This is a genomic window from Thioclava sp. NS-SX20, from assembly GCF_057380695.1.
This window is the reverse complement of sequence record NZ_CM170816.1, coordinates 1090677-1109567: the sequence shown is the minus strand read 5'-3', so window position 1 is coordinate 1109567 and position 18891 is coordinate 1090677. Positions and strand designations below refer to the sequence as shown.

15 protein-coding genes and 1 pseudogene are annotated in these 18891 nt (G+C 57.7%); 12 read left to right on the top strand and 4 right to left on the bottom strand.

The window, feature by feature from the left end; all coding sequences use genetic code 11:
- Window positions 1-116: 116 nt before the first annotated feature.
- The 3 genes and pseudogenes from AC2ISB_RS05555 to AC2ISB_RS05545 form a co-directional block, all read left to right on the top strand.
- Window positions 117-395, top strand: a pseudogene (locus AC2ISB_RS05555) (CHAP domain-containing protein); the annotation flags it as partial.
- A gap of 362 nt (window positions 396-757) precedes the next feature.
- Complete coding sequence (gene metH, locus AC2ISB_RS05550) at window positions 758-4525, top strand: methionine synthase (protein WP_486576483.1); 3768 nt, start codon at window positions 758-760, stop codon at window positions 4523-4525.
- A complete protein-coding gene (locus AC2ISB_RS05545) occupies window positions 4525-5199 on the top strand; it encodes a DUF1045 domain-containing protein (RefSeq protein WP_486576481.1) in 675 nt (224 codons plus the stop codon). Before metH ends, AC2ISB_RS05545 begins: the two co-directional genes overlap by 1 nt.
- A 29-nt stretch (window positions 5200-5228) precedes the next feature.
- Here the strand turns inward: AC2ISB_RS05545 and mepK are convergent, their stop codons facing one another.
- The gene (gene mepK / locus AC2ISB_RS05540; RefSeq protein WP_339107317.1) at window positions 5229-5792 is read right to left on the bottom strand and encodes a peptidoglycan L,D-endopeptidase MepK; all 564 of its coding nucleotides are present in this window, start codon (window positions 5790-5792) and stop codon (window positions 5229-5231) included.
- Between the two features lie 303 nt (window positions 5793-6095).
- On the opposite strand from mepK, the gene AC2ISB_RS05535 reads away from it, so the two are divergent.
- The 4 genes from AC2ISB_RS05535 to AC2ISB_RS05520 are packed head-to-tail and all read left to right on the top strand — an operon-like array spanning window position 6096 to window position 10384.
- On the top strand, window positions 6096-7736 hold the full coding sequence (locus AC2ISB_RS05535; RefSeq protein ID WP_486576479.1) for a L,D-transpeptidase family protein: 1641 nt from the start codon (window positions 6096-6098) through the stop codon (window positions 7734-7736).
- Between the two features lie 52 nt (window positions 7737-7788).
- Window positions 7789-8889 (top strand): UDP-3-O-(3-hydroxymyristoyl)glucosamine N-acyltransferase, encoded by a 1101-nt coding sequence (locus AC2ISB_RS05530; RefSeq protein ID WP_339107315.1) that lies wholly within the window; start codon window positions 7789-7791, stop codon window positions 8887-8889.
- Window positions 8890-8896: 7 nt separating this feature from the next.
- Entirely contained in the window at window positions 8897-9175 is a 279-nt protein-coding gene (locus tag AC2ISB_RS05525) for an acyl carrier protein (protein WP_339107314.1), read from the top strand.
- A gap of 3 nt (window positions 9176-9178) precedes the next feature.
- Complete coding sequence (locus AC2ISB_RS05520) at window positions 9179-10384, top strand: beta-ketoacyl-[acyl-carrier-protein] synthase family protein (RefSeq protein ID WP_486576476.1); 1206 nt, start codon at window positions 9179-9181, stop codon at window positions 10382-10384.
- 49 nt (window positions 10385-10433) lie between these two features.
- Here the strand turns inward: AC2ISB_RS05520 and AC2ISB_RS05515 are convergent, their stop codons facing one another.
- Entirely contained in the window at window positions 10434-11111 is a 678-nt protein-coding gene (locus AC2ISB_RS05515; RefSeq protein ID WP_406736554.1) for an invasion associated locus B family protein, read from the bottom strand.
- A gap of 478 nt (window positions 11112-11589) precedes the next feature.
- On the opposite strand from AC2ISB_RS05515, the gene AC2ISB_RS05510 reads away from it, so the two are divergent.
- Entirely contained in the window at window positions 11590-13137 is a 1548-nt protein-coding gene (locus tag AC2ISB_RS05510) for a helicase HerA-like domain-containing protein (RefSeq protein ID WP_486576474.1), read from the top strand.
- Window positions 13138-13191: 54 nt separating this feature from the next.
- On the opposite strand, the gene AC2ISB_RS05505 is transcribed toward AC2ISB_RS05510, so the two are convergent.
- Complete coding sequence (locus AC2ISB_RS05505) at window positions 13192-13500, bottom strand: DUF6477 family protein (protein WP_486576472.1); 309 nt, start codon at window positions 13498-13500, stop codon at window positions 13192-13194.
- A 197-nt stretch (window positions 13501-13697) separates the two neighbouring features.
- Between AC2ISB_RS05505 and AC2ISB_RS05500 the strand changes: the two genes are divergently transcribed.
- Window positions 13698-14720, top strand: a complete 1023-nt coding sequence (locus AC2ISB_RS05500; protein ID WP_486576470.1) for a DUF6456 domain-containing protein — start codon at window positions 13698-13700, stop codon at window positions 14718-14720.
- A gap of 131 nt (window positions 14721-14851) precedes the next feature.
- Here AC2ISB_RS05500 and AC2ISB_RS05495 read toward each other — a convergent pair whose 3' ends face one another.
- Window positions 14852-16300 (bottom strand): catalase, encoded by a 1449-nt coding sequence (locus tag AC2ISB_RS05495; RefSeq protein ID WP_339107308.1) that lies wholly within the window; start codon window positions 16298-16300, stop codon window positions 14852-14854.
- Window positions 16301-16408: 108 nt separating this feature from the next.
- On the opposite strand from AC2ISB_RS05495, the gene AC2ISB_RS05490 reads away from it, so the two are divergent.
- The 3 genes from AC2ISB_RS05490 (at window position 16409) to AC2ISB_RS05480 (ending at window position 18842) form a co-directional block, all read left to right on the top strand.
- On the top strand, window positions 16409-17350 hold the full coding sequence (locus AC2ISB_RS05490) for a hydrogen peroxide-inducible genes activator (RefSeq protein ID WP_486576468.1): 942 nt from the start codon (window positions 16409-16411) through the stop codon (window positions 17348-17350).
- A gap of 137 nt (window positions 17351-17487) precedes the next feature.
- Window positions 17488-18438 carry a lipoyl synthase gene (lipA, locus tag AC2ISB_RS05485; RefSeq protein ID WP_339107306.1) on the top strand — a complete coding sequence of 317 codons (951 nt, stop codon included), beginning with the start codon at window positions 17488-17490 and terminating at the stop codon, window positions 18436-18438.
- A gap of 5 nt (window positions 18439-18443) precedes the next feature.
- A complete protein-coding gene (locus AC2ISB_RS05480; RefSeq protein ID WP_486576465.1) occupies window positions 18444-18842 on the top strand; it encodes a DUF4186 domain-containing protein in 399 nt (132 codons plus the stop codon).
- Window positions 18843-18891 lie beyond the last annotated feature (49 nt).

Genomic DNA, 18891 nt, shown 5'->3' with positions numbered 1-18891 from the left:
TAATTTTCGAGGTCCCGAGCGTGACAGGCGTTCTTTCCACTTTACGTGGGCCGGCTTTGGCAGCCGTAGCCCTGCTTTCTCTTACGGCTTGCTCGTCCAAGGGCGATCTGAGCCAGATGAGTTCGATGAATTTCGCCTCCGCGCGTATGGACCACCAGACCACATTCGGTCTGGACCCCGCGCGCCGGGATGCTGCGGTCGAGATCGCAGCGGCAATGCGAGCCAAGGGCCAGCGCGTCTGGTGCGTGCCCTTCGCCCGCAATGCAAGTGGGATCGAGCTGCGCGGCAATGCGCGCACTTGGTGGGGGCAGGCCGAGGGCAGCTACCTTCGCCGCCACAGCCCCGCACCGGGCGCTGTGATGGTGTTCAAGGGCACCAAATCCATGCCGATGGGGCATGTGGCCGTGGTCTCCAAGATCGTCGATAGCCGCAAGGTTCTGGTGGATCATGCGAACTGGAAACGCAACCAGGTCTCGCTTGGCATGGAAGTCATTGACGTTTCTGCCAAAAATGACTGGAGCGAAGTGCGCGTGCGCTCCAGCAGCGCCGCCTATGGTCGCAACTATCCGGTCTATGGCTTTATCCAGAACATCAATCGCGGCTGATCCGCGCCCCGAGCGTACCCTTTTGAAGGCCTCGTCCGTAACTGGACGGGGCCTTGAATTTTGTTCATGTTGTTCATGACCAATATGAGTTGGATTTACTTTTTTCAGCGAGCTATGTAACGCATCTTGAAACCACAGGAGTAAATTCTGCCGTGTCCCGTACGACTTTGACCCGTTCCGCTGTCTTTGATCACATCGCACATGCCGCAAAAGACCGCATCCTGATCCTTGACGGGGCGATGGGCACGCAGATCCAGAAACTGGGACTGGGCGAGGCCGATTTCCAGATCTCCGCAAAAAGCGGCCCCTTCGAGGCGCATCTGAAGGGCAATAGCCACCCCCAGCAGGGGAATAATGACCTGCTGAACCTGACGCTGCCCGAGGCGATCGAGGAGATCCATTATCGCTATGCGATGGCGGGGGCCGATATTGCAGAAACCAACACCTTCTCCTCGACCACCATCGCGCAGGCGGATTATGCGCTGGAAGGCGCGGTCTACGACCTGAACTATCAGGGCGCGCAGCTGGCCCGCCGCGCTATGGATCGTGCCGAAGCCGAGGATGGTCGCAAGCGGTTTGTGGCGGGCGCGCTTGGCCCGACCAACCGTACGGCCTCGATCAGCCCCGATGTGAACAATCCCGGCTACCGCGCTGTTACCTTTGATGATTTGCGCATCGCCTATACCCAGCAGATCAATGCGCTGATTGATGGCGGCGTGGATATCCTGCTGATCGAGACGATCTTCGATACGCTCAATGCCAAGGCCGCGATCTTCGCCTGTCAGGAGGTTTTCGACGCCCGCGGGATCGAGCTGCCGGTGATGATCTCGGGCACCATCACCGACCTGTCGGGCCGCACGCTTTCGGGGCAGACGCCGACCGCCTTCTGGTATTCGGTGCGCCATGCCAGCCCGCTGACCGTTGGCCTGAACTGCGCCCTTGGCGCCGAAGCCATGCGCGCCCATATCTCGGAACTGGCGGGGGTGGCCGACACGCTGATCTGCGCCTATCCCAATGCCGGTCTGCCCAACGAGATGGGCGAATATGACGAGTCGCCCGAACATATGGCCGAGCAGGTGGCGGGTTTTGCGCGCGACGGGCTGGTCAATATCGTCGGCGGCTGCTGTGGCTCGACCTTCGAACATATCCGCGCCATCGCCGAAGCTGTGAAAGACATCGCGCCGCGGGAAATCCCCCAGCCGCCGGTTCTGATGCGCCTGTCGGGGCTGGAGCCCTTTACCCTGACCTCGGACATTCCTTTCGTGAATGTGGGCGAGCGGACCAATGTCACGGGCTCGGCCAAATTCCGGAAATTGATCACCGCAGGCGATTATGCAACCGCTTTGGATGTGGCCCGTCAGCAGGTCGAGAACGGCGCGCAGATCATCGATATCAACATGGACGAGGGTCTGATTGATTCAAAAGCCGCGATGGTCGAGTTCCTGAACCTGATCGCCGCCGAGCCCGATATCGCCCGCGTGCCGATCATGATCGACAGCTCTAAATGGGAGGTGATCGAGGCCGGTCTGAAATGCGTGCAAGGCAAAGCGATCGTAAACTCGATCTCGATGAAAGAGGGCGTCGAAGCCTTTGTCCATCACGCGCGCCTGTGCAAGGCCTATGGGGCCGCCGTGGTCGTGATGGCCTTTGACGAGGAAGGTCAGGCCGATACCTGCGCCCGCAAGGTCGAGATCTGCCAGCGCGCCTATAAGATCCTCACCGAGGATGTGGGCTTTGCGCCCGAGGATATCATCTTTGACCCGAACGTCTTTGCCGTGGCGACCGGCATCGAAGAGCATGACAATTACGGGGTGGACTTCATCCAGGCGACGAAGATCATCACCGAAACCTGCCCGCATGTGCATATCTCGGGCGGTGTGTCGAACCTGTCTTTCTCGTTCCGCGGCAACGAGCCCGTGCGCGAGGCGATGCATGCCGTCTTCCTGTATCATGCCATCCAAAACGGGATGGATATGGGGATCGTCAATGCGGGCCAGCTTGCGGTCTATGACCAGATCGATGCCGACCTGCGCGAGGCCTGCGAAGATGTTGTTTTGAACCGTTCTCCGAAGAACGGCGGCGTAGCCACTGAAAACATGCTGGAAATTGCCGAGAAATATCGCGGGCAGGGCGGTGCGAAAGGCCGCGAGAAGGATATGACATGGCGCACATGGGGCGTGGAAAAACGCCTTGAGCATGCGCTGGTCAATGGCATCACGGAATTCATCGAGGATGACACCGAAGAGGCCCGTCAGGCGGCCGAGCGTCCGCTGCATGTGATCGAAGGCCCGCTGATGGCGGGGATGAATGTGGTGGGCGACCTCTTTGGCGCGGGCAAGATGTTCCTGCCGCAGGTGGTGAAATCGGCGCGCGTGATGAAACAGGCCGTGGCCGTGCTGCTGCCTTATATGGAAGAAGAGAAGCGCCAGAACGGCACGGCCGATAGCGAGGCGGCTGGCAAGATTTTGATGGCGACCGTGAAGGGCGATGTGCATGATATCGGCAAGAATATCGTGGGCGTCGTGCTGGCGTGCAACAATTACGAGATCATCGACCTTGGCGTGATGGTGCCCGCCGAGAAGATCCTTGAAACCGCCAAACGCGAGAAGGTGGATGTGATTGGCCTGTCGGGTCTGATCACGCCCTCGCTGGACGAGATGGTGCATGTGGCCTCGGAGATGGAGCGTCTAGGGATGGATCTGCCGCTGCTGATTGGTGGTGCGACGACCTCCAAGGTGCATACGGCGGTGAAGATCAACCCGCGCTATAACAAGGGGCAGGCGATCTATGTGACCGATGCCTCGCGTGCGGTGGGGGTTGTGTCGCAGCTGCTATCGAAGACGCAGAAACCCGGCTATGTGGCTGAAATTCAGGCCGATTATGCCGAAACGGCGGAAAAGCACGCCCGCGCGGAACTGGCGAAAAAGCGTCTGCCCCTAGAAGACGCGCGCGCCAATGCGTATAGGGCCGATTTTACGGGCTATACGCCGAAAACGCCCAGCTTCCTTGGTACCAAGACCTTTGACACTTGGGATCTGGCCGAGCTTGCGCGCTATATCGACTGGACGCCGTTCTTCCAGACATGGGAGCTGAAAGGCGTTTATCCGAAGATCCTCGAGGATGAAAAGCAGGGCGAGGCGGCGCGTGCGCTTTTTGCCGATGCGCAGGCGATGCTGGCCAAGATCATTGACGAGAAATGGTTTACGCCCAAGGCGGTTGTCGGCTTCTGGCCGGCGAATGCGGTGGGCGATGACATCCGGCTTTATACCGGCGAAGATCGCAGCACCGAGCTGGCGACGATGCACACCCTGCGCCAGCAAGTGACCAAACGCGAGGGGCGTCCGAATGTGGCGCTGTCCGACTTCATCGCGCCCGAGGGCGGCAAGGCGGATTATCTGGGCGGCTTTGTGGTGACCGCTGGCCCCGAGGAGCAGTCCATTGCCGAGAAGTTCGAAGCCGCGCATGATGATTACAACTCGATCCTTGTAAAGGCCTTGGCGGACCGGTTTGCCGAAGCCTTTGCCGAGCGACTGCATGAATATGTCCGTAAAGAGCTTTGGGGATATGCGCCCGACGAGGCCTGCAACAACGAGGATCTGATTGCCGACAGATATGACGGTATTCGTCCGGCCCCCGGTTATCCGGCACAGCCTGATCACACCGAAAAAGACACATTGTTCAAACTGTTGGATGCTACTTCTCAGACAGGGGTCGAGCTGACGGAAAGCTATGCGATGTGGCCGGGATCATCGGTCTCGGGGCTGTATCTTGGTCATCCCGAAGCCTATTACTTCGGTGTGGCGCGGGTCGAGAAGGATCAGGTTGAAGATTATGCCGCGCGGAAGGAGATGCCGCTTCGCGAGGCGGAGCGTTGGCTGGCACCAATTCTTAACTACACGCCCAAAGCCGCTGAAGCCTAATGGAATTTTCCCGCTATGCCATCTATGCTGTGCCCGAGGGCGAACTTTTTGCCCGTGGCACGGCATGGCTCGGCTGGGATCTTTCACGCGGAGCAGCGGCTGTGCAGCCTGCATTGGGATTTGACTGGGCATCCGTCACAGAAAAACCTGCGCGTTACGGGCTTCACGCCACACTCCGCGCGCCTTTCGCATTGAATGCCAATGCTTTGCCAACCGATCTTGAAAACCTATGCGAAGAGCTATCCCTGTCTCTTCGCCCATTACCCTTAGGAGAGCTACGACTGGCGCGCTTGGGGCGTTTTCTTGCGCTTATCCCAGAACATAACACACAGATCGAAGATTTTGCTTCCTATATTGTCAGGCAGAGTAATCCGCTGCGTCGTCCCTTGAGCGATGACGAAATCACAAAACGCCTGCCCAGAGCCTTTCCGGATGAAGGACGACAAAACCTGGAGGACTGGGGCTATCCGCATGTGATGCAGCGGTTCCGCTTTCATATAACACTGACGGACACACTTTCCAAAGCTCAGATGCCGATAGTAGAGCAGGCGGCAACCCATTGGTTTTCAAGCGTCTTGCACGATCCTGTCACCCTGAGATCGCTTTGCCTTGTCGGGGAAGACGCCACGTCCAAGCGCTTTCATCTTCTTCAGCGTTTCCCGATCCGCCAATAAAAATGGCGCCCGTAGGCGCCTTTTTCAGCTTAGGCACCCCAAGTGCGCACCGGACCGCAATCCATATGGACAAAGTTGGAATTGCTATACTTTCCAACGCCCCCTGCATGGCAAGCCATTGCCGCCTTATACATCTGGTTGACAGAGCGGGATTTCAGGCGAAGATCGGCGGCTTGACCGCGCATATGCAGCGAATTCTTGGCAACACCGCCCGAGCGGGAACGCAGCATCGCATTGGTTTTGGGCGAACGGTATCCGGAGAGCATGATATAGGGTTCGTTAATGCCCATCAGGTTATGGGACGCTGCTGCAATATCGATCGTGCGGCGGTCAATCGTCTTTTTCGTGCCGGTGCGCCAGTCGCGCATGAAATGGGTAATCTCGTTCAACGCTTCGTCGATATATTCGCCATCGATCCAATAGACCGTGTCGATGCTTTCGCCGGTTCGCCCCGAATACATGCGGATCCGACGGACATCGCCTGCACCGCGCAGGAACCCGAACGCATTGGACATGGTCGGTGCAGCGACGACTGCCGTGGCTGCAAAAGCCCCAAGGAGCCCGCGACGCGTGAACAACTGATTGCTTGCCATTTCTTTGCCTGCCTAAGTTAATTGCGCGCCGCTTATCTGCGGCTTAGCGCATGCCTCTCGTCAGATCGCGATCACGTTAGGTCGCCCACGGCATCGCGATCAACTGTGAATTTTCTAGTTAACCGAACGTTAACTGAAATTTGGGCGAAATCTCGCCAATTCAAGGGTCATGAAGGGGCGTTTGTTGATGTTATGCGACATAGTTGCCAATAAAATGGTTAACAAATGCTTGATACTGGACATTTAGCCGCTGTCGCGCGATCCCTGTTTCAGAGTTTTTATTAAGTTCCGACAGGCTGGCCGATGATCGATTCTCTCAAATATGCAGGCATGGCGGGTTTGGTCGCGACCATTCTGGGGTCCGCCGCGTTTGCCCAAAGCGATGTATCGCAGGCAGCGGTCGGGGCGATACAGATGCCCGCTCTGGCGATGTCGGGTTTCATGCAGGCGATTTCGGAAGAGACGGCGGACCATCCCGCTTTGTCGCAATTCTATGCGGCCCGTGACTATCGTCCGCTCTGGACCAGTGGTGAAGATGCCCCCCGCAGGGCTGCGTTTTTCCGCGCCCTAGGGCAGGCACAGGCGCAAGGCCTACCGGCAGAAAGCTACCACGCCCGCGCATTGCAACAGGCGTTTTTCGATCTGAAATCCGAGCGGCAACGCGGCCAGCTTGAAGTGAGAATGTCCGAAGCTTTTCTGCGCTATGCACAGGATGCGTCACGCGGCGTGCTGACACCGTCAAAGGTCGACCCGACGATCGTCCGTGTGGTGGAACGACCCGATAACCTGACCCTGCTGCGTGAGTTTTCGCAAAGCGACAGCCCGCTTGCATGGCTGCACAGCCTCGCACCGCAAGATCCGGCCTATGCCAAACTGTTAAAAGCCAAACTTGATCTGGAACATGAGATTGAAACGGGCGGCTGGGGGCCGCAGGTTCCATCCAGCGTGCTCCGCCCCGGAGATACAGGCCATGCGGTTCTGGCTCTACGGGACCGCTTGCAGCGCATGGGCTATCTCTCGCGCACGGCGACGGCCCGCTATGATGCGCAGATCCAGAAAGCGGTGCAGCAATATCAGGCGGATCAGGGGCTGAGCGCGGATGGTATCGCCGGTGCATCAACCCTTGAAGCGCTGAATGTCGCGCCGGAAGAGCGGCTGAAGTCACTTCTTGTCGCCTTGGAACGGCTGCGCTGGATGAATGGCATGGATCTTGGCAAGCGCCGGATCTGGGTCAATATCGCAGACTTCTCCGTTAAGGTGATAGATGATGATAAAGTCACCTTCCAATCTGTTACAGTTGTTGGACAAAACCGCCCCGACAGGCAGACACCGGAATTTTCAGACAGCATGGATCGGATGGTGATCAATCCGGCATGGCATGTGCCGCGGTCGATCGTGACCAAGGAATATCTGCCGATGATGCAGCGTAACCCCAATGCGGCGGCGCAGATTCAGGTGGTCGATTCCCGCGGTCAGGTCATTCCACGCAACGCGATCAATTTTGCGCAATACACCACAAAGACCTTCCCATTCGCCATGCGGCAAGCCCCATCGCGGTCAAATGCACTCGGGCTGGTAAAGTTCTTGTTCCCGAACAAGTATAACATCTATCTCCATGATACGCCGTCCAAATCTCTGTTCTCGAAGGAGCAGCGTGCTTTCAGTCATGGCTGCGTGCGGGTGGGCCAGCCTTTCGAACTGGCCTATACTTTGCTTGCGCCGCAGGTGACCGATCCCAAGTCCTATTTCCAGCGTATCCTCGACAGCGGTCGGGAGACAACGGTCAAGATTACGCCGCCGGTGCCGGTCCATCTGGTCTATTTTACCGCATGGCCCAATGCGAAGGGCGGGATCGAATATCGCAAGGATGTGTATGGTCGCGATGCGCGTCTTTACGCAGCGCTGCATAAGGCTGGGGTGGAATCTGCAGCCCTGACGAATTAAGTCATTTGGAAAGGGCCCGATCTACGGACCCATCCGAAAGAAAGGCAGTTCGATGGCACATCGCATTGATACGATTGCAAAAGCTCTTGGCGCTCGGTTCGAGGGGGATGGCGCGATCTGCGTTACCGGCGCCTCCGAGCCCGCGACTGCCAGCGCCAATCAGATCGCCTTGGCAATGGACCCGAAATATGCCGCCGGTCTGCAAGAGGGTCAGGCACGTGCTGCGATGTTGTGGGAAGGCGCATCACTTGCAGATTTCCCGCTTGAGGCGGCCATTTTCGTGCCCCGTCCGCGTCTGGCGATGGCCGGCCTGTCGCGCGTCTTCGATCCGGGTCCGGAAATTGCCCCTGGCATCCATCCTTCTGCCGTGATCGATCCGAGCGCCGAAATCGGCGAGGGCGCGGCGATCGGGCCGTTCACCTATATCGGACGCGGTGTGAAGATCGGGCCGCAAGCCCGTATCGCTGCACAGGTTTATATCGCAGAGGGTGCGCAGATCGGTGCGCAGGCGCTAATCCATTCTGGCGTCCGGATCATGGCCTATGTGAAGATCGGCGACCGTTTCATCTGCAACCCCAATGCCGTGCTGGGCGGAGACGGATTTTCTTTCGTGACGCCCGAAAAGTCCGGTGTGGAAGAGATCCGCGATACCGTTGGCAAGCGGGCGGAAATCCGCGAGCAGCATTGGACGCGCATCCATTCTCTGGGCACGGTCGAAATTGGACATGATGTGGAGATCGGTGCCAATAGCACGGTGGATCGGGGCACTATCCGTGCGACGAAAATCGGGAATGGCACGAAGCTCGATAATCTTGTCTGTGTCGGTCATAATGTCCAGATCGGCGAGGACTGCATGCTCTGTGGTCAGGTCGGGATTGCCGGTTCCACCAAGATCGGCAACCGTGTCGTGCTGGGCGGCCAGACCGGCGTTTCGGATAATATCTTTATTGGTGATGACGTTATTGCCGGTGGTTCAACCAAAATCTTCACAAATGCACCGGCCGGACGGGTGCTTCTTGGATCGCCGGCCGTGAAGATGGAAACACAGGTTGAAATCCAGAAATCCCTGCGCCGCTTGCCGAGATTGTTTGCACAATTCGCAGATCTTCGTAAAACTGTTGCAGATCTGAGAGAAAACAAGGGCACCGAGTAATCACCTCATGAGGTCTGACGTGCAAGAGCAAATCATCTCCATCATTGCGCGGGAAGCTGTTATGGCGCCCGCAGATGTGCAACCGGATATGACGCTTGAGGATCTGGGGCTGGACAGCCTTGGTCTGGTTGAAATGATTTTTGCCATCGAGGAAGCGTTCGATATCTCAGTGCCGTTCAACGCAAACGAGCCGAGCCAGTCGGATTTCGACATCTCTTCGGTCGGTGCGATTGTCGGCGCGGTCGAGCGAATGATTTGCGGTCAAAAAGGCGGGGCGCTCGCCTGAGCCATGCAGCGCGTCGTTATCACCGGAGCCGGAACCGTTAATGCGCTCGCGCAGGATGTGCGCGGCACGTTCGAAGCCATGCGTGAAGGCCGTTGCGGGATCGGCACATTGGATATCCCCGATCTTGACCGGTTACAGATCCGGATCGGGGGGCAGGTAAAAGGGTGGCAGCCCGAGGCGCGCTTCACCCGCACAGAACTGGGCCTTTACGATCGCTTTACGCAATTTGCGCTTGTGGCCGGGGCCGAGGCGATGTCACAAGCCGGATTAGAAACGCCTGATAACCCATTGAGATGGGGATGTATCATGGGAACAGCAGGTGGTGGGAACGGCACTGTCAATGATGCGTTTCATGCCGTTTATGCAGAAGCCAAATCCCGCGTTCATCCGTTTACCGTACCGCGGTTGATGAACAATGCCGCCGCCTCCCATCTTTCTATGCGATGGCAGCTTCAGGGACCAAGCTTTTCGGTTGCGACAGCCTGCGCCAGTTCGAACCATGCAATCGGTCTGGCCTATCAGATGATCCGCGCGGGTCTTGCCGATGGTATGCTGGCGGGCGGTTCGGAAGCGATGCTGAATTTTGGCGGGCTCAAGGCATGGGAAGGCTTGCGGGTAATGTCAAAGACCGGATGTCGTCCTTTTGCCAAAAGCCGTGACGGGATGGTGCAGGGCGAGGGCGCCGGTGTTTTCGTTCTGGAAAGCCTTGCGCATGCGCGGGCGCGAGGCGCGCAAATTCTTGCCGAAATCTGTGGTTTTGCAATGTGTTCGGATGCGAGTGATATTGTGATGCCATCACAGGACGGGGCTGCCCGTGCGATCCGTGGCGCTTTGGAGGATGGCCGGATCGAGGCTGGTCGGGTGGGCTATATCAACGCCCACGGGACCGGCACAACAGCCAATGACAAAACCGAATGCGCCGCGATCCAAAGCGCTTTGGGACCGCATGCATCCCACGTTCCGATCAGTTCGACGAAGGCCATGCATGGTCATTGCATCGGCGGCACAGGGGCGGTGGAGCTTTTGGCCTGCCTTCTGGCACTGAACGAGGATACGCTTGCCCCGACGATCAATTATGACGAAGCCGATCCTGAATGCGCCCTTGATATCGTGGTGAATACCGCGCGGCAAAGCAGGGTGGATATCGCCTTATCCAATGCCTTCGCCTTTGGTGGCATGAATGCCGTGCTGGCATTGAAGAGGGCCTAAACATAAAAAGCCGCCCAGAAAGGCGGCTTTTTCGTTCTGTATCAACGGATTACTTGTTGTCTGCCGGTTTTTTCTCGGCTTGGATTTTTGCGTTAGACGCTTTGACTTCGTCAAAGGCAGCCGTAAAGCCAGACAGCGAAATCGTCACATTAACCTTCTGGGTCGGTGCGGCCACCGGAACAATGGTCATCTCAACCTTGTTGCCTTTTTTATACTGGTTCAGCTCTTCGGGGGTCAGACCGATGCGCGCAAAACAGCCCGCCTGAGCACAGAAGGTAAAGGGATAGACCTTCGGCTCGTTCCCATCGAGCTTCATGACCACATTCTGGGTCAGCAGCGTTTCCAGCGGTACCATGATGGTGGCACCAACAGCTGCGCGCGAATTATCGGGCAGCGGGAACATCGAGATATCGGCAACGTTATTGCCGGTCTGATCTTTCAGCAGCTGATAAAGCTGGCAGGGATCCGAACCGTCTTCGGTATGCACGCATTGCACTTTCCAATCGCCATGAGTCGAAGCGATATAGGTCGTGCCGGGGCCGTCTTTAGCAGGCTCTTTAGCGTCTGCAGCAGCGTCACCGGAAGCTGCGGGCGCCTCTGTCGCCGGTGCGGCTTGCGCGGGTGCGGCGGGGGTGTCGGTTGCCGGCGCAGCATCTTGCGCCATTGCGAACGAGGCGGACATGCTCAGCGCGCAGGCGAGCATCAATGTCTTATTCAGATTGGTCATAATGCCTTTCAATCCTTCATTCGGGCCAATCATGGCCGTCGCGGTCAGGCATAGCACGGAGATAAGAGAGTGTCAGGGCAAAATCCTTGTGATCAAAACCAAGCGAGGCAGGTCGTGAAAACGGAACAGGATGGTCTGAAGTAAGAAAAGGGCCCGATTTTTCGGTGCCCTTTTCAAGAGGTTCCCCCTGTCGGACTTGGCCGACGTCGTCATTTAAGGCGACGCTAGAAGCCTCTTGGAAACTCGTCAACAGGCTTTGCGCATGAAACCTGTGTGACACAGTGAATTTTCAAGCGATTGCACAAAAAAAAGCCGCACCTAGATGCGGCCAGTCTGACAGGGAGGAAAAATCAGAAAAAGCGATGCTCAATTCGCCGTCCTGATATCTAGGAGACTAGGGGAAGATACTTAATTTTTCGTTGCCGTCATTGAACGTAGATTTTACCCTCACTCAACTGCCAGAGTTCGAGAGTCCAGCATGAGTGATCTTTCCCGCCCGACACGGCCCAATACGCTGACAGAAACAGGGATTTTCGTCGGCGGCGGCGGTATCGATTATCAAGACGTCCAGTCCCTGCGCCTTGACCACGGCAACCGCCACGGCCTGATCGCAGGTGCGACAGGAACAGGAAAAACCGTTACCTTACAGGTTCTTGCAGAGGGTTTCAGCGATGCTGGCGTGCCGGTTTTCATGGCGGATGTCAAAGGCGATCTCTCCGGATTGGCCCAGGCCGGCAGTGAGACAGCCAAGCTTCACAAGGCTTTTCAAGCGCGCGCCGAAACCATTGGGTTTGACATCCGGTATCGCGCCTATCCAACTGTTTTCTGGGATGTTTTCGGCCAGCAGGGCATTCCGGTACGCACGACGATCTCGGAAATGGGGCCGGTTCTTCTGACACAGCTTCTTGGACTGTCGCCGGCGCAAGAAGGTGTATTGCATATTGCCTTCCATCTGGCAGACCAAGAAGGCCTGGCCCTTCTCGACCTTGATGACCTGCGGGCGCTGCTTCTGTACGTATCTGAAAAAGCGGATGCAATTCAGGCACGCTATGGCAATGTCGATGCCCGTTCCATCGGCGCGATTCAACGCCAGTTGCTTATTCTCGAAACGGAGGGGGCCGGAGTTTTTTTTGGCGAACCCGCGCTATCGCTTCCCGACATGCTGCGGAGCGCATCTGACGGGCGCGGCCAGATCAACATTCTGGCTGCAGATAAACTTATAAATTCGCCAAAGGTTTACGCGACATTCTTATTGTGGCTTCTCTCCGAGCTATTTGAAACTCTTCCAGAGGTTGGCAACCCCGAGAAACCTGTTTGCGCCTTTTTCTTTGACGAGGCCCATCTGCTTTTTGAAGACGCCCCCAAACCCTTGCTGGAAAAAATCGAACAGGTCGCGCGTCTGATCCGCTCCAAAGGGGTAGGCATCTATTTTGTGACGCAAAATCCGACGGATATTCCGGATGATGTTCTCTCGCAGCTTGGGAATCGGGTGCAACATGCGCTGCGCGCGTTCACCGCAAAAGACCAGAAAAATCTGGAACGCGCCGCCGAGACATATCGCGACAATCCGCGCTTTTCGATCCTCGATACACTTCGGGATGTCGGGACAGGCGAGGCTTTGACCTCGTTTCTGGATCGGAAGGGCATTCCGGGCATCGCCGAACGCACATTGATCCGCCCGCCCATGTCAAAGCTTGGGCCGATAGCAGATGTCGATCGGCAGGCGCTCATCCGGTCCTGCGATCTTTTTGAAAAATACCGGCAACCGGTCAACCCCGACTCTGCCTACGAGATTTTGCAACGCCGCGCAGGCCAGAGTCAGGAAAGCGCCCAACCCAGCGAGGAAAAAGCGCATAGCCATGCCCGCCGCTATAGCGGAACCCATTCCAAATCCAGCTCGGGCAGCGCAAGAAGAAGCTCTGATACAATTCTGGAAACATTTGGAAAAAGTTTTGCGCGCCAATTAGGGAGCCGTAGCGGTCAGGCATTGGTGCGGGGCCTATTGGGATCTCTTTTCCGCAAATAGCAAAGCCGCCCATCCCAGGGATAGGCGGCCCGAATGTCATCATGCGCCGTGCCGCTATACCGCTTGCGGTCCGCAGCGCGGCAATTCACACAGAATGGCGGCCAGCACATCGATATGCCGCGCGATGCTGTACCGGCCTGCCTGCAACGGCGAGACCCGCCTGAGCGCGTCCAGTTCGGCCTCCTGCACCAGCAGGGTTTTCAAAACATCCCCTGAGCTCCCGAGAGGCGTGATCCCCGAAATACGCCGCAGATCGCGGTCTCGACGATAGTGTTTTGCGCTGTAACGTGCCGCCTGAAGAAGCAGGCGGGGACGGCGGATATCGATTGCGAGAGAGTCCGATACTGTCACTTTTGCCTCCATTTTTCCCGAAGACAAATGCTAATCAACCTCTGGGTGTGTTGCGTGTTTTTGCAAAGGACCGTGCGCAGGTATTGGTAATCTTTATCAGATTCCGCCCGAACATTCCCTTCCAAACATGGTTAACAAATAGACGGCACAATTCTGTGAATGACACTTATTCAACCTTTGCGTGCCGCCACCTTTTTGGGAGAACCGAAATGCATTCTGACTTGCGTCATGGCTCCGTTCCTAATTGGTTAACAAGCTACGCGAAACTGTATCTCAACCATGTCGAAGACGGGATCTCGATTCGGCAACTGGCCCGCCAAGAGGGCTGTCACGCCTCGACCATTCTGCGGCGTATCCGTCGCATCGAAGAACGTCGCGAAGATCCTCTGGTGGATGCGGCTCTGGAACATCTGCGCGATGGCGGTGCGTGCCTTGCGCTCCAAGATGACACGCCTCCGAAGAGAGACGATATTGTCGATTTCTCCTATGAGTCCCGTCGCGTTTTGCAACGTCTGACCGAATTTGGCGCCTTGCTTGTGATGGCCTCCAATATGGACAAGGCCGTTGTGCTGCGCGGCACCGTGCGGTTGATGGTGGTCGAGGTCGGGCTTGCGGAATCCCTTGCGTTGCGCAACTGGATTGCCGTCAAGCATCAGGGACGTGTGACCAGTTACGAGATCACGCGGGGTGGTCGCGATGCCTTACGGTTGGCGGCGGCGTCCAAGCAGGGCAGCAAGCCGGGCACACATCCTGAAGATCCGGAATGCGAGACAACCGCACGTCGCCCCAGCATCAACACTTCCGAAAGCCCGTTGGGCATTCTTGCGCGGCGGCGTGACAGGGATGGCAAGCCGTTTCTGGGGGCCGAGCTTGTTGCCGCGGGCGAGCGGCTGCGCGAGGATTTCGAACTGGCGCAAATGGGGCCGCGCGTGACGCAGAACTGGGACCGCTTCCTGACGGCGGGCATTTCGGGGGGGCTTTCGGTGCAGGGCAATCTCGAATCCGGATCCGAGGCAGCCAAACTGCGGGTCGGCGCGGCCTTGCAGGATCTGGGGCCCGGACTGGGCGACATCGTGCTTCGTTGCTGCTGTTTTCTGGAAGGGCTGGAGACGACCGAGCGGGATATGGGCTGGTCGGCGCGCTCTGGCAAAATCGTTTTACGCATCGCTCTGATCCGGCTGCACCGCCATTACGAGGAACGCTATGGCGGCAAAAGCCCGTTGATCGGTTGATCCGGCGCCCGAACCTTGGGGCGCGCGCCATGTTGAAGGCCCGAGAGATCTCCATCTCCCGGGCCTTTTTCAGTTCTTACACACTCCGCTACGCGCCAAGGCGAAAAGGCCCGAAAGGCTCTTGCGGCATCTTATCCCTGAAGCGCCTTGCGCACACCCGCCGCATAATCCGGATGCACACGGTTCAGCACGGACAGCCAGCGTTCCGTGACCGGCGTGGAACAGGACGCCATCGCTTCGGCCATATTGTGATGCAGGCGGTCGCGTTCGGCATCATTCATGACCTCCAGATAAAGCGCGCGCGGCTGGATATAATCGGCATCCGCATCTTCTTGCACATAACGATCGGCATTGCCGTCAATCCGCAGCGGCGGCTCCTGAGCCGCAGGGTCCGCAACGGCCGCTTCCTCATACTGGTTGGGCGAATAATAGGCGTCCGGATGACCGGTCTGCTGCGGGAAAAACCGCATCGCACCGTCTTTGTGATAGTGATGCACCGGACATTTCGGCGCATTCGCGGGCAGGGCCTCGTAATGCGTGCCAAGGCGGTAGCGATGGGCGTCGGCATAGGAAAATACGCGCGCCTGCAGCATCTTATCAGGGCTATAGCCAATGCCCGGCACCTTGTTCGAGGGCGAATAGGCCGCATTTTCCACCATCTGGAAGTAGTTGTCCGGATTGCGGTTCATTTCCAGAATACCCACGTCGATCAACGGATATTCCTTATGTGACCAGACCTTGGTCAGATCGAACGGATTGAACGCCAGCGTCTCGGCCTCTTTCTCGGGCATCACCTGGATCATGAAACGCCATTTGGGGTAATTGCCCGCCTCGATCATCCCGAAGAGATCTTCCTGATAACTCTCGCGGGTTTTGCCGATCAACGCTCCGGCCTCGGCATTGGTGTAATGGGCATGTCCCTGCATGGTGCGGAAGTGGAACTTGACCCAGAACCGCTCGCCCGCCGCATTCCACATGGAGTAGGTATGCGACCCATAGCCATTCATATGGGCGGGGTTTTTCGGAATGCCGCGATCGGACATCAGGATCGTTACCTGATGCACACATTCGGGGCTTCGTCCCCAGAAATCGAACATTGCTTCCGGAGAACGCATATTGGTGCGGGGATGGCGCTTCTGGGTGTGGATGAAGTCGGGAAACTTATAGGCATCGCGCACGAAGAAGACGGGCGTATTGTTGCCCACCATGTCCCAATTTCCGTCCTCTGTGTAGAATTTCAACGAGAATCCACGCACATCGCGCTCTGCATCGGCGGCCCCGGCCTCTCCGGCGACGGTAGACCAACGCGACAGGACTTCGGTCTGTTTGCCGATCTCCGAGAAGAGTTTGGCACAACTATATCGTGTAATGTCATGTGTAACAGTAAATGTGCCTTGCGCGCCCCAACCCTTGGCATGGACGGTACGTTCCGGGATGCGCTCGCGATTTTGATGTGCAAGTTTTTCAATCAATTGATAGTCTTGCATCAAAACCGGCCCGCGCGCACCTGCGGTTTCGGAGGTTTCGTTCGACACCCAAGGGGCACCCGCACTCGTTGTTAATTTGCACTTATCGGTCATTTGTTCCTCCGCTTTGCAAATTTAGCCTTATTCCTTACGACGGAACTATCCGGCAGATACGTGATAAAGGGAAATCGGTAATACTTAGATTAGCAATAAGGTAGTCTTATGAATATCACCCTGCGCCAGTTGCAATACATGCTAGCTCTTGAAAAATTTAGGAATTTTTCCAGGGCAGCGGAGTCAGTCCATGTCACCCAGCCGGCGTTGTCGATGCAGGTCCGCGAGCTGGAACAATCACTCGGGCTTACATTGGTGGAACGCCGTCCGCGCGATATCCGACTGACGCGGGCAGGGCGCATGGTGATTGATCACGCACTCCGGATCGATGCCGAGCTGAAATCGCTCGAGGCCGATCTGCGGCGCGGGCAGGGGCAGGTGAACCTTGGTGTCATTCCGACGGTTGCGCCGTATCTGATGCCCTCGGCGCTGCCCAGACTGCAATCTGTCCAATCGGGGTTCAGACTGCGCGAGGCCCAGACGGCAGAGCTTCTGGAAGATCTGCGCAAGGGGCGTCTGGATGCCGCCGTGATTGCCACGCCCGCTCCCGAGACCGAAGAGATCGAGCTGTTCGAGGATCATTTCCTGCTGGCAGGTCTGCCCGAAGCACTGGAGCGCATGGCCGGTCTGGCTCCGGATGCGCTGGATCCGGGCGAGCTTTTGCTGCTGGAAGAGGGGCATTGCCTGGCCGATCAGGCGCTCAAGGTCTGCAATGTGAACCGCGAGGCACAATCGGTCGATCTGGGGGCTTCGTCGCTCTCGACGCTCTGCGCCTTGGCGGCCAGCGGCATGGGCGTGACCCTGATCCCCGAGATCGCCGCGATGGCCGAAAAGAACTCCAGCCCCGATCTGGCGCTCTCGCGCTTTGGCGAGCAACCCGGTCGGGTCTTGCGCCTTGTGCGTCGTGCCGATGCGGTTGATGATGGCGAATGGTTCGAAAACGTGGCCAATATCCTGCGCGAGGCGGGGCAGTCCGTGATCGGCAAGGCGCGTAGCGAATTCCCCGTCGCCGGAAGTTACCGTCGTCCGCGCCTGCAAGCGGCGCAATAAGAACGGGTGCAGGGTGTGCGCAGACCGAAAGGCTGATATGCGCAAGCTGTCAGGCGGGACGATCTGTCGCACTCTCCGTTGCATTCGTCGGAATTTGGGCCTATGTGCTGGTTCAAAGCCGAAAGGATACCCATCCCATGCGCGATCTCAAAATCCCCGACCAGCGCCACCCGGAAAAGGCACACCGCCCCGATAATGCCCAGCCCAAGAAGCCGGACTGGATCAGGGTCAAGGCGCCCACCTCGGCAGGCTACAAGCAGACGCGCGATCTGATGCGCGAGAATAAGCTTGTGACCGTGTGCGAAGAGGCCGGTTGCCCCAATGTGGGCGAATGCTGGTCGCAGGGGCACGCCACCATGATGATCATGGGCGAGATCTGCACGCGCGGCTGTTCTTTCTGCAATGTGGCCACCGGCAAGCCCGACGCGCTGGATGTGTTCGAGCCGGGTCGTGTGGCCCATGCCGTTGAAAAGCTCGGCCTGAAGCATGTGGTGATCACCTCGGTGGACCGTGACGATCTGGAAGATGGCGGGGCAGAGCATTTCGCCCAGACCATCCGTGCGATCCGCCATCGCAGCCCGTCGACCACGATCGAGATCCTGACGCCGGACTTCCTGAAATGCGGGCCGGAAGTGCTCGAGAAAGTCGTCGAGGCGCGTCCCGATGTATTCAACCACAACCTCGAAACCGTGCCGTCGCTTTACCCGACAGTGCGTCCCGGTGCGCGCTATTTCCACTCGCTGCGTCTGTTGCAACGCGTGAAAGAACTGGATCCGGCCATGTTTACCAAATCGGGGATCATGGTCGGCCTTGGCGAAGAGGCCCATGAGGTCCGTCAGGTCATGGACGACATGCGCTCTGCCGATATCGATTTCCTGACGATCGGTCAGTATCTGCAGCCGACGCCCAAACACCATGCCGTGGCAAAATTCGTGACGCCGGAAGAATTCAAAGCCTACGAAAAGGCGGCCTATTCCAAGAGCTTCCTGATGGTTTCGGCAACGCCGCTGACCCGTTCGAGCTACCATGCGGGCGATGATTTCGCCCAGCTGCGTTCGGCCCGTCTGGCGAAACTCGGTCGCGCCTGAGCGCGATGGCACAGGCAGAGCTTTTCGCGCGCCTGTCCCGATCCAGATTCAGATCCCGCTTTCATCTGGGCCCGCGCGAGCGGGCCTATTGCGATGCAAAGGGCCGGTCGGTGATTATACGCCATGCGCAGGATTTCATCGCTATGCGGCTGGCCCCTGCATACCCGCATAAGGACGGCAAACAGACCCCGATGCGGGGCCATCCGGTGTTTATTGCACAACATGCCACCGCCTGTTGTTGCCGTAGCTGTCTGGAAACGTGGCACCATATCCCGCAGGGACAGGCGCTAACGCCTGCGGTGCAGCAACGCCTTGTCGCCATAGTGATCGCATGGGTGGATCGCGAGATGGGCTTTGCCCCCGGCTCTGCGGACGCAAAGCGACAAAATCCTGATTCTATTTAAAAAACCATATATGGCATTAACCAGACATTCGAACATTTGAGACAGGATG

What these genes read in the sequence shown, in the direction of transcription:
- AC2ISB_RS05545 (WP_486576481.1), top strand. Translation starts at nt 4,525, where the DNA reads ATGGAATTTTCCCGCTATGCCATCTATGCTGTGCCCGAGGGCGAACTT.
- mepK (WP_339107317.1), bottom strand. Translation starts at nt 5,792, where the DNA reads ATGGCAAGCAATCAGTTGTTCACGCGTCGCGGGCTCCTTGGGGCTTTT.
- AC2ISB_RS05535 (WP_486576479.1), top strand. Translation starts at nt 6,096, where the DNA reads ATGATCGATTCTCTCAAATATGCAGGCATGGCGGGTTTGGTCGCGACC.
- AC2ISB_RS05530 (WP_339107315.1), top strand. Translation starts at nt 7,789, where the DNA reads ATGGCACATCGCATTGATACGATTGCAAAAGCTCTTGGCGCTCGGTTC.
- AC2ISB_RS05525 (WP_339107314.1), top strand. Translation starts at nt 8,897, where the DNA reads ATGAGGTCTGACGTGCAAGAGCAAATCATCTCCATCATTGCGCGGGAA.
- AC2ISB_RS05520 (WP_486576476.1), top strand. Translation starts at nt 9,179, where the DNA reads ATGCAGCGCGTCGTTATCACCGGAGCCGGAACCGTTAATGCGCTCGCG.
- AC2ISB_RS05515 (WP_406736554.1), bottom strand. Translation starts at nt 11,111, where the DNA reads ATGACCAATCTGAATAAGACATTGATGCTCGCCTGCGCGCTGAGCATG.
- AC2ISB_RS05510 (WP_486576474.1), top strand. Translation starts at nt 11,590, where the DNA reads ATGAGTGATCTTTCCCGCCCGACACGGCCCAATACGCTGACAGAAACA.
- AC2ISB_RS05505 (WP_486576472.1), bottom strand. Translation starts at nt 13,500, where the DNA reads ATGGAGGCAAAAGTGACAGTATCGGACTCTCTCGCAATCGATATCCGC.
- AC2ISB_RS05500 (WP_486576470.1), top strand. Translation starts at nt 13,698, where the DNA reads ATGCATTCTGACTTGCGTCATGGCTCCGTTCCTAATTGGTTAACAAGC.
- AC2ISB_RS05495 (WP_339107308.1), bottom strand. Translation starts at nt 16,300, where the DNA reads ATGACCGATAAGTGCAAATTAACAACGAGTGCGGGTGCCCCTTGGGTG.
- AC2ISB_RS05490 (WP_486576468.1), top strand. Translation starts at nt 16,409, where the DNA reads ATGAATATCACCCTGCGCCAGTTGCAATACATGCTAGCTCTTGAAAAA.
- lipA (WP_339107306.1), top strand. Translation starts at nt 17,488, where the DNA reads ATGCGCGATCTCAAAATCCCCGACCAGCGCCACCCGGAAAAGGCACAC.
- AC2ISB_RS05480 (WP_486576465.1), top strand. Translation starts at nt 18,444, where the DNA reads ATGGCACAGGCAGAGCTTTTCGCGCGCCTGTCCCGATCCAGATTCAGA.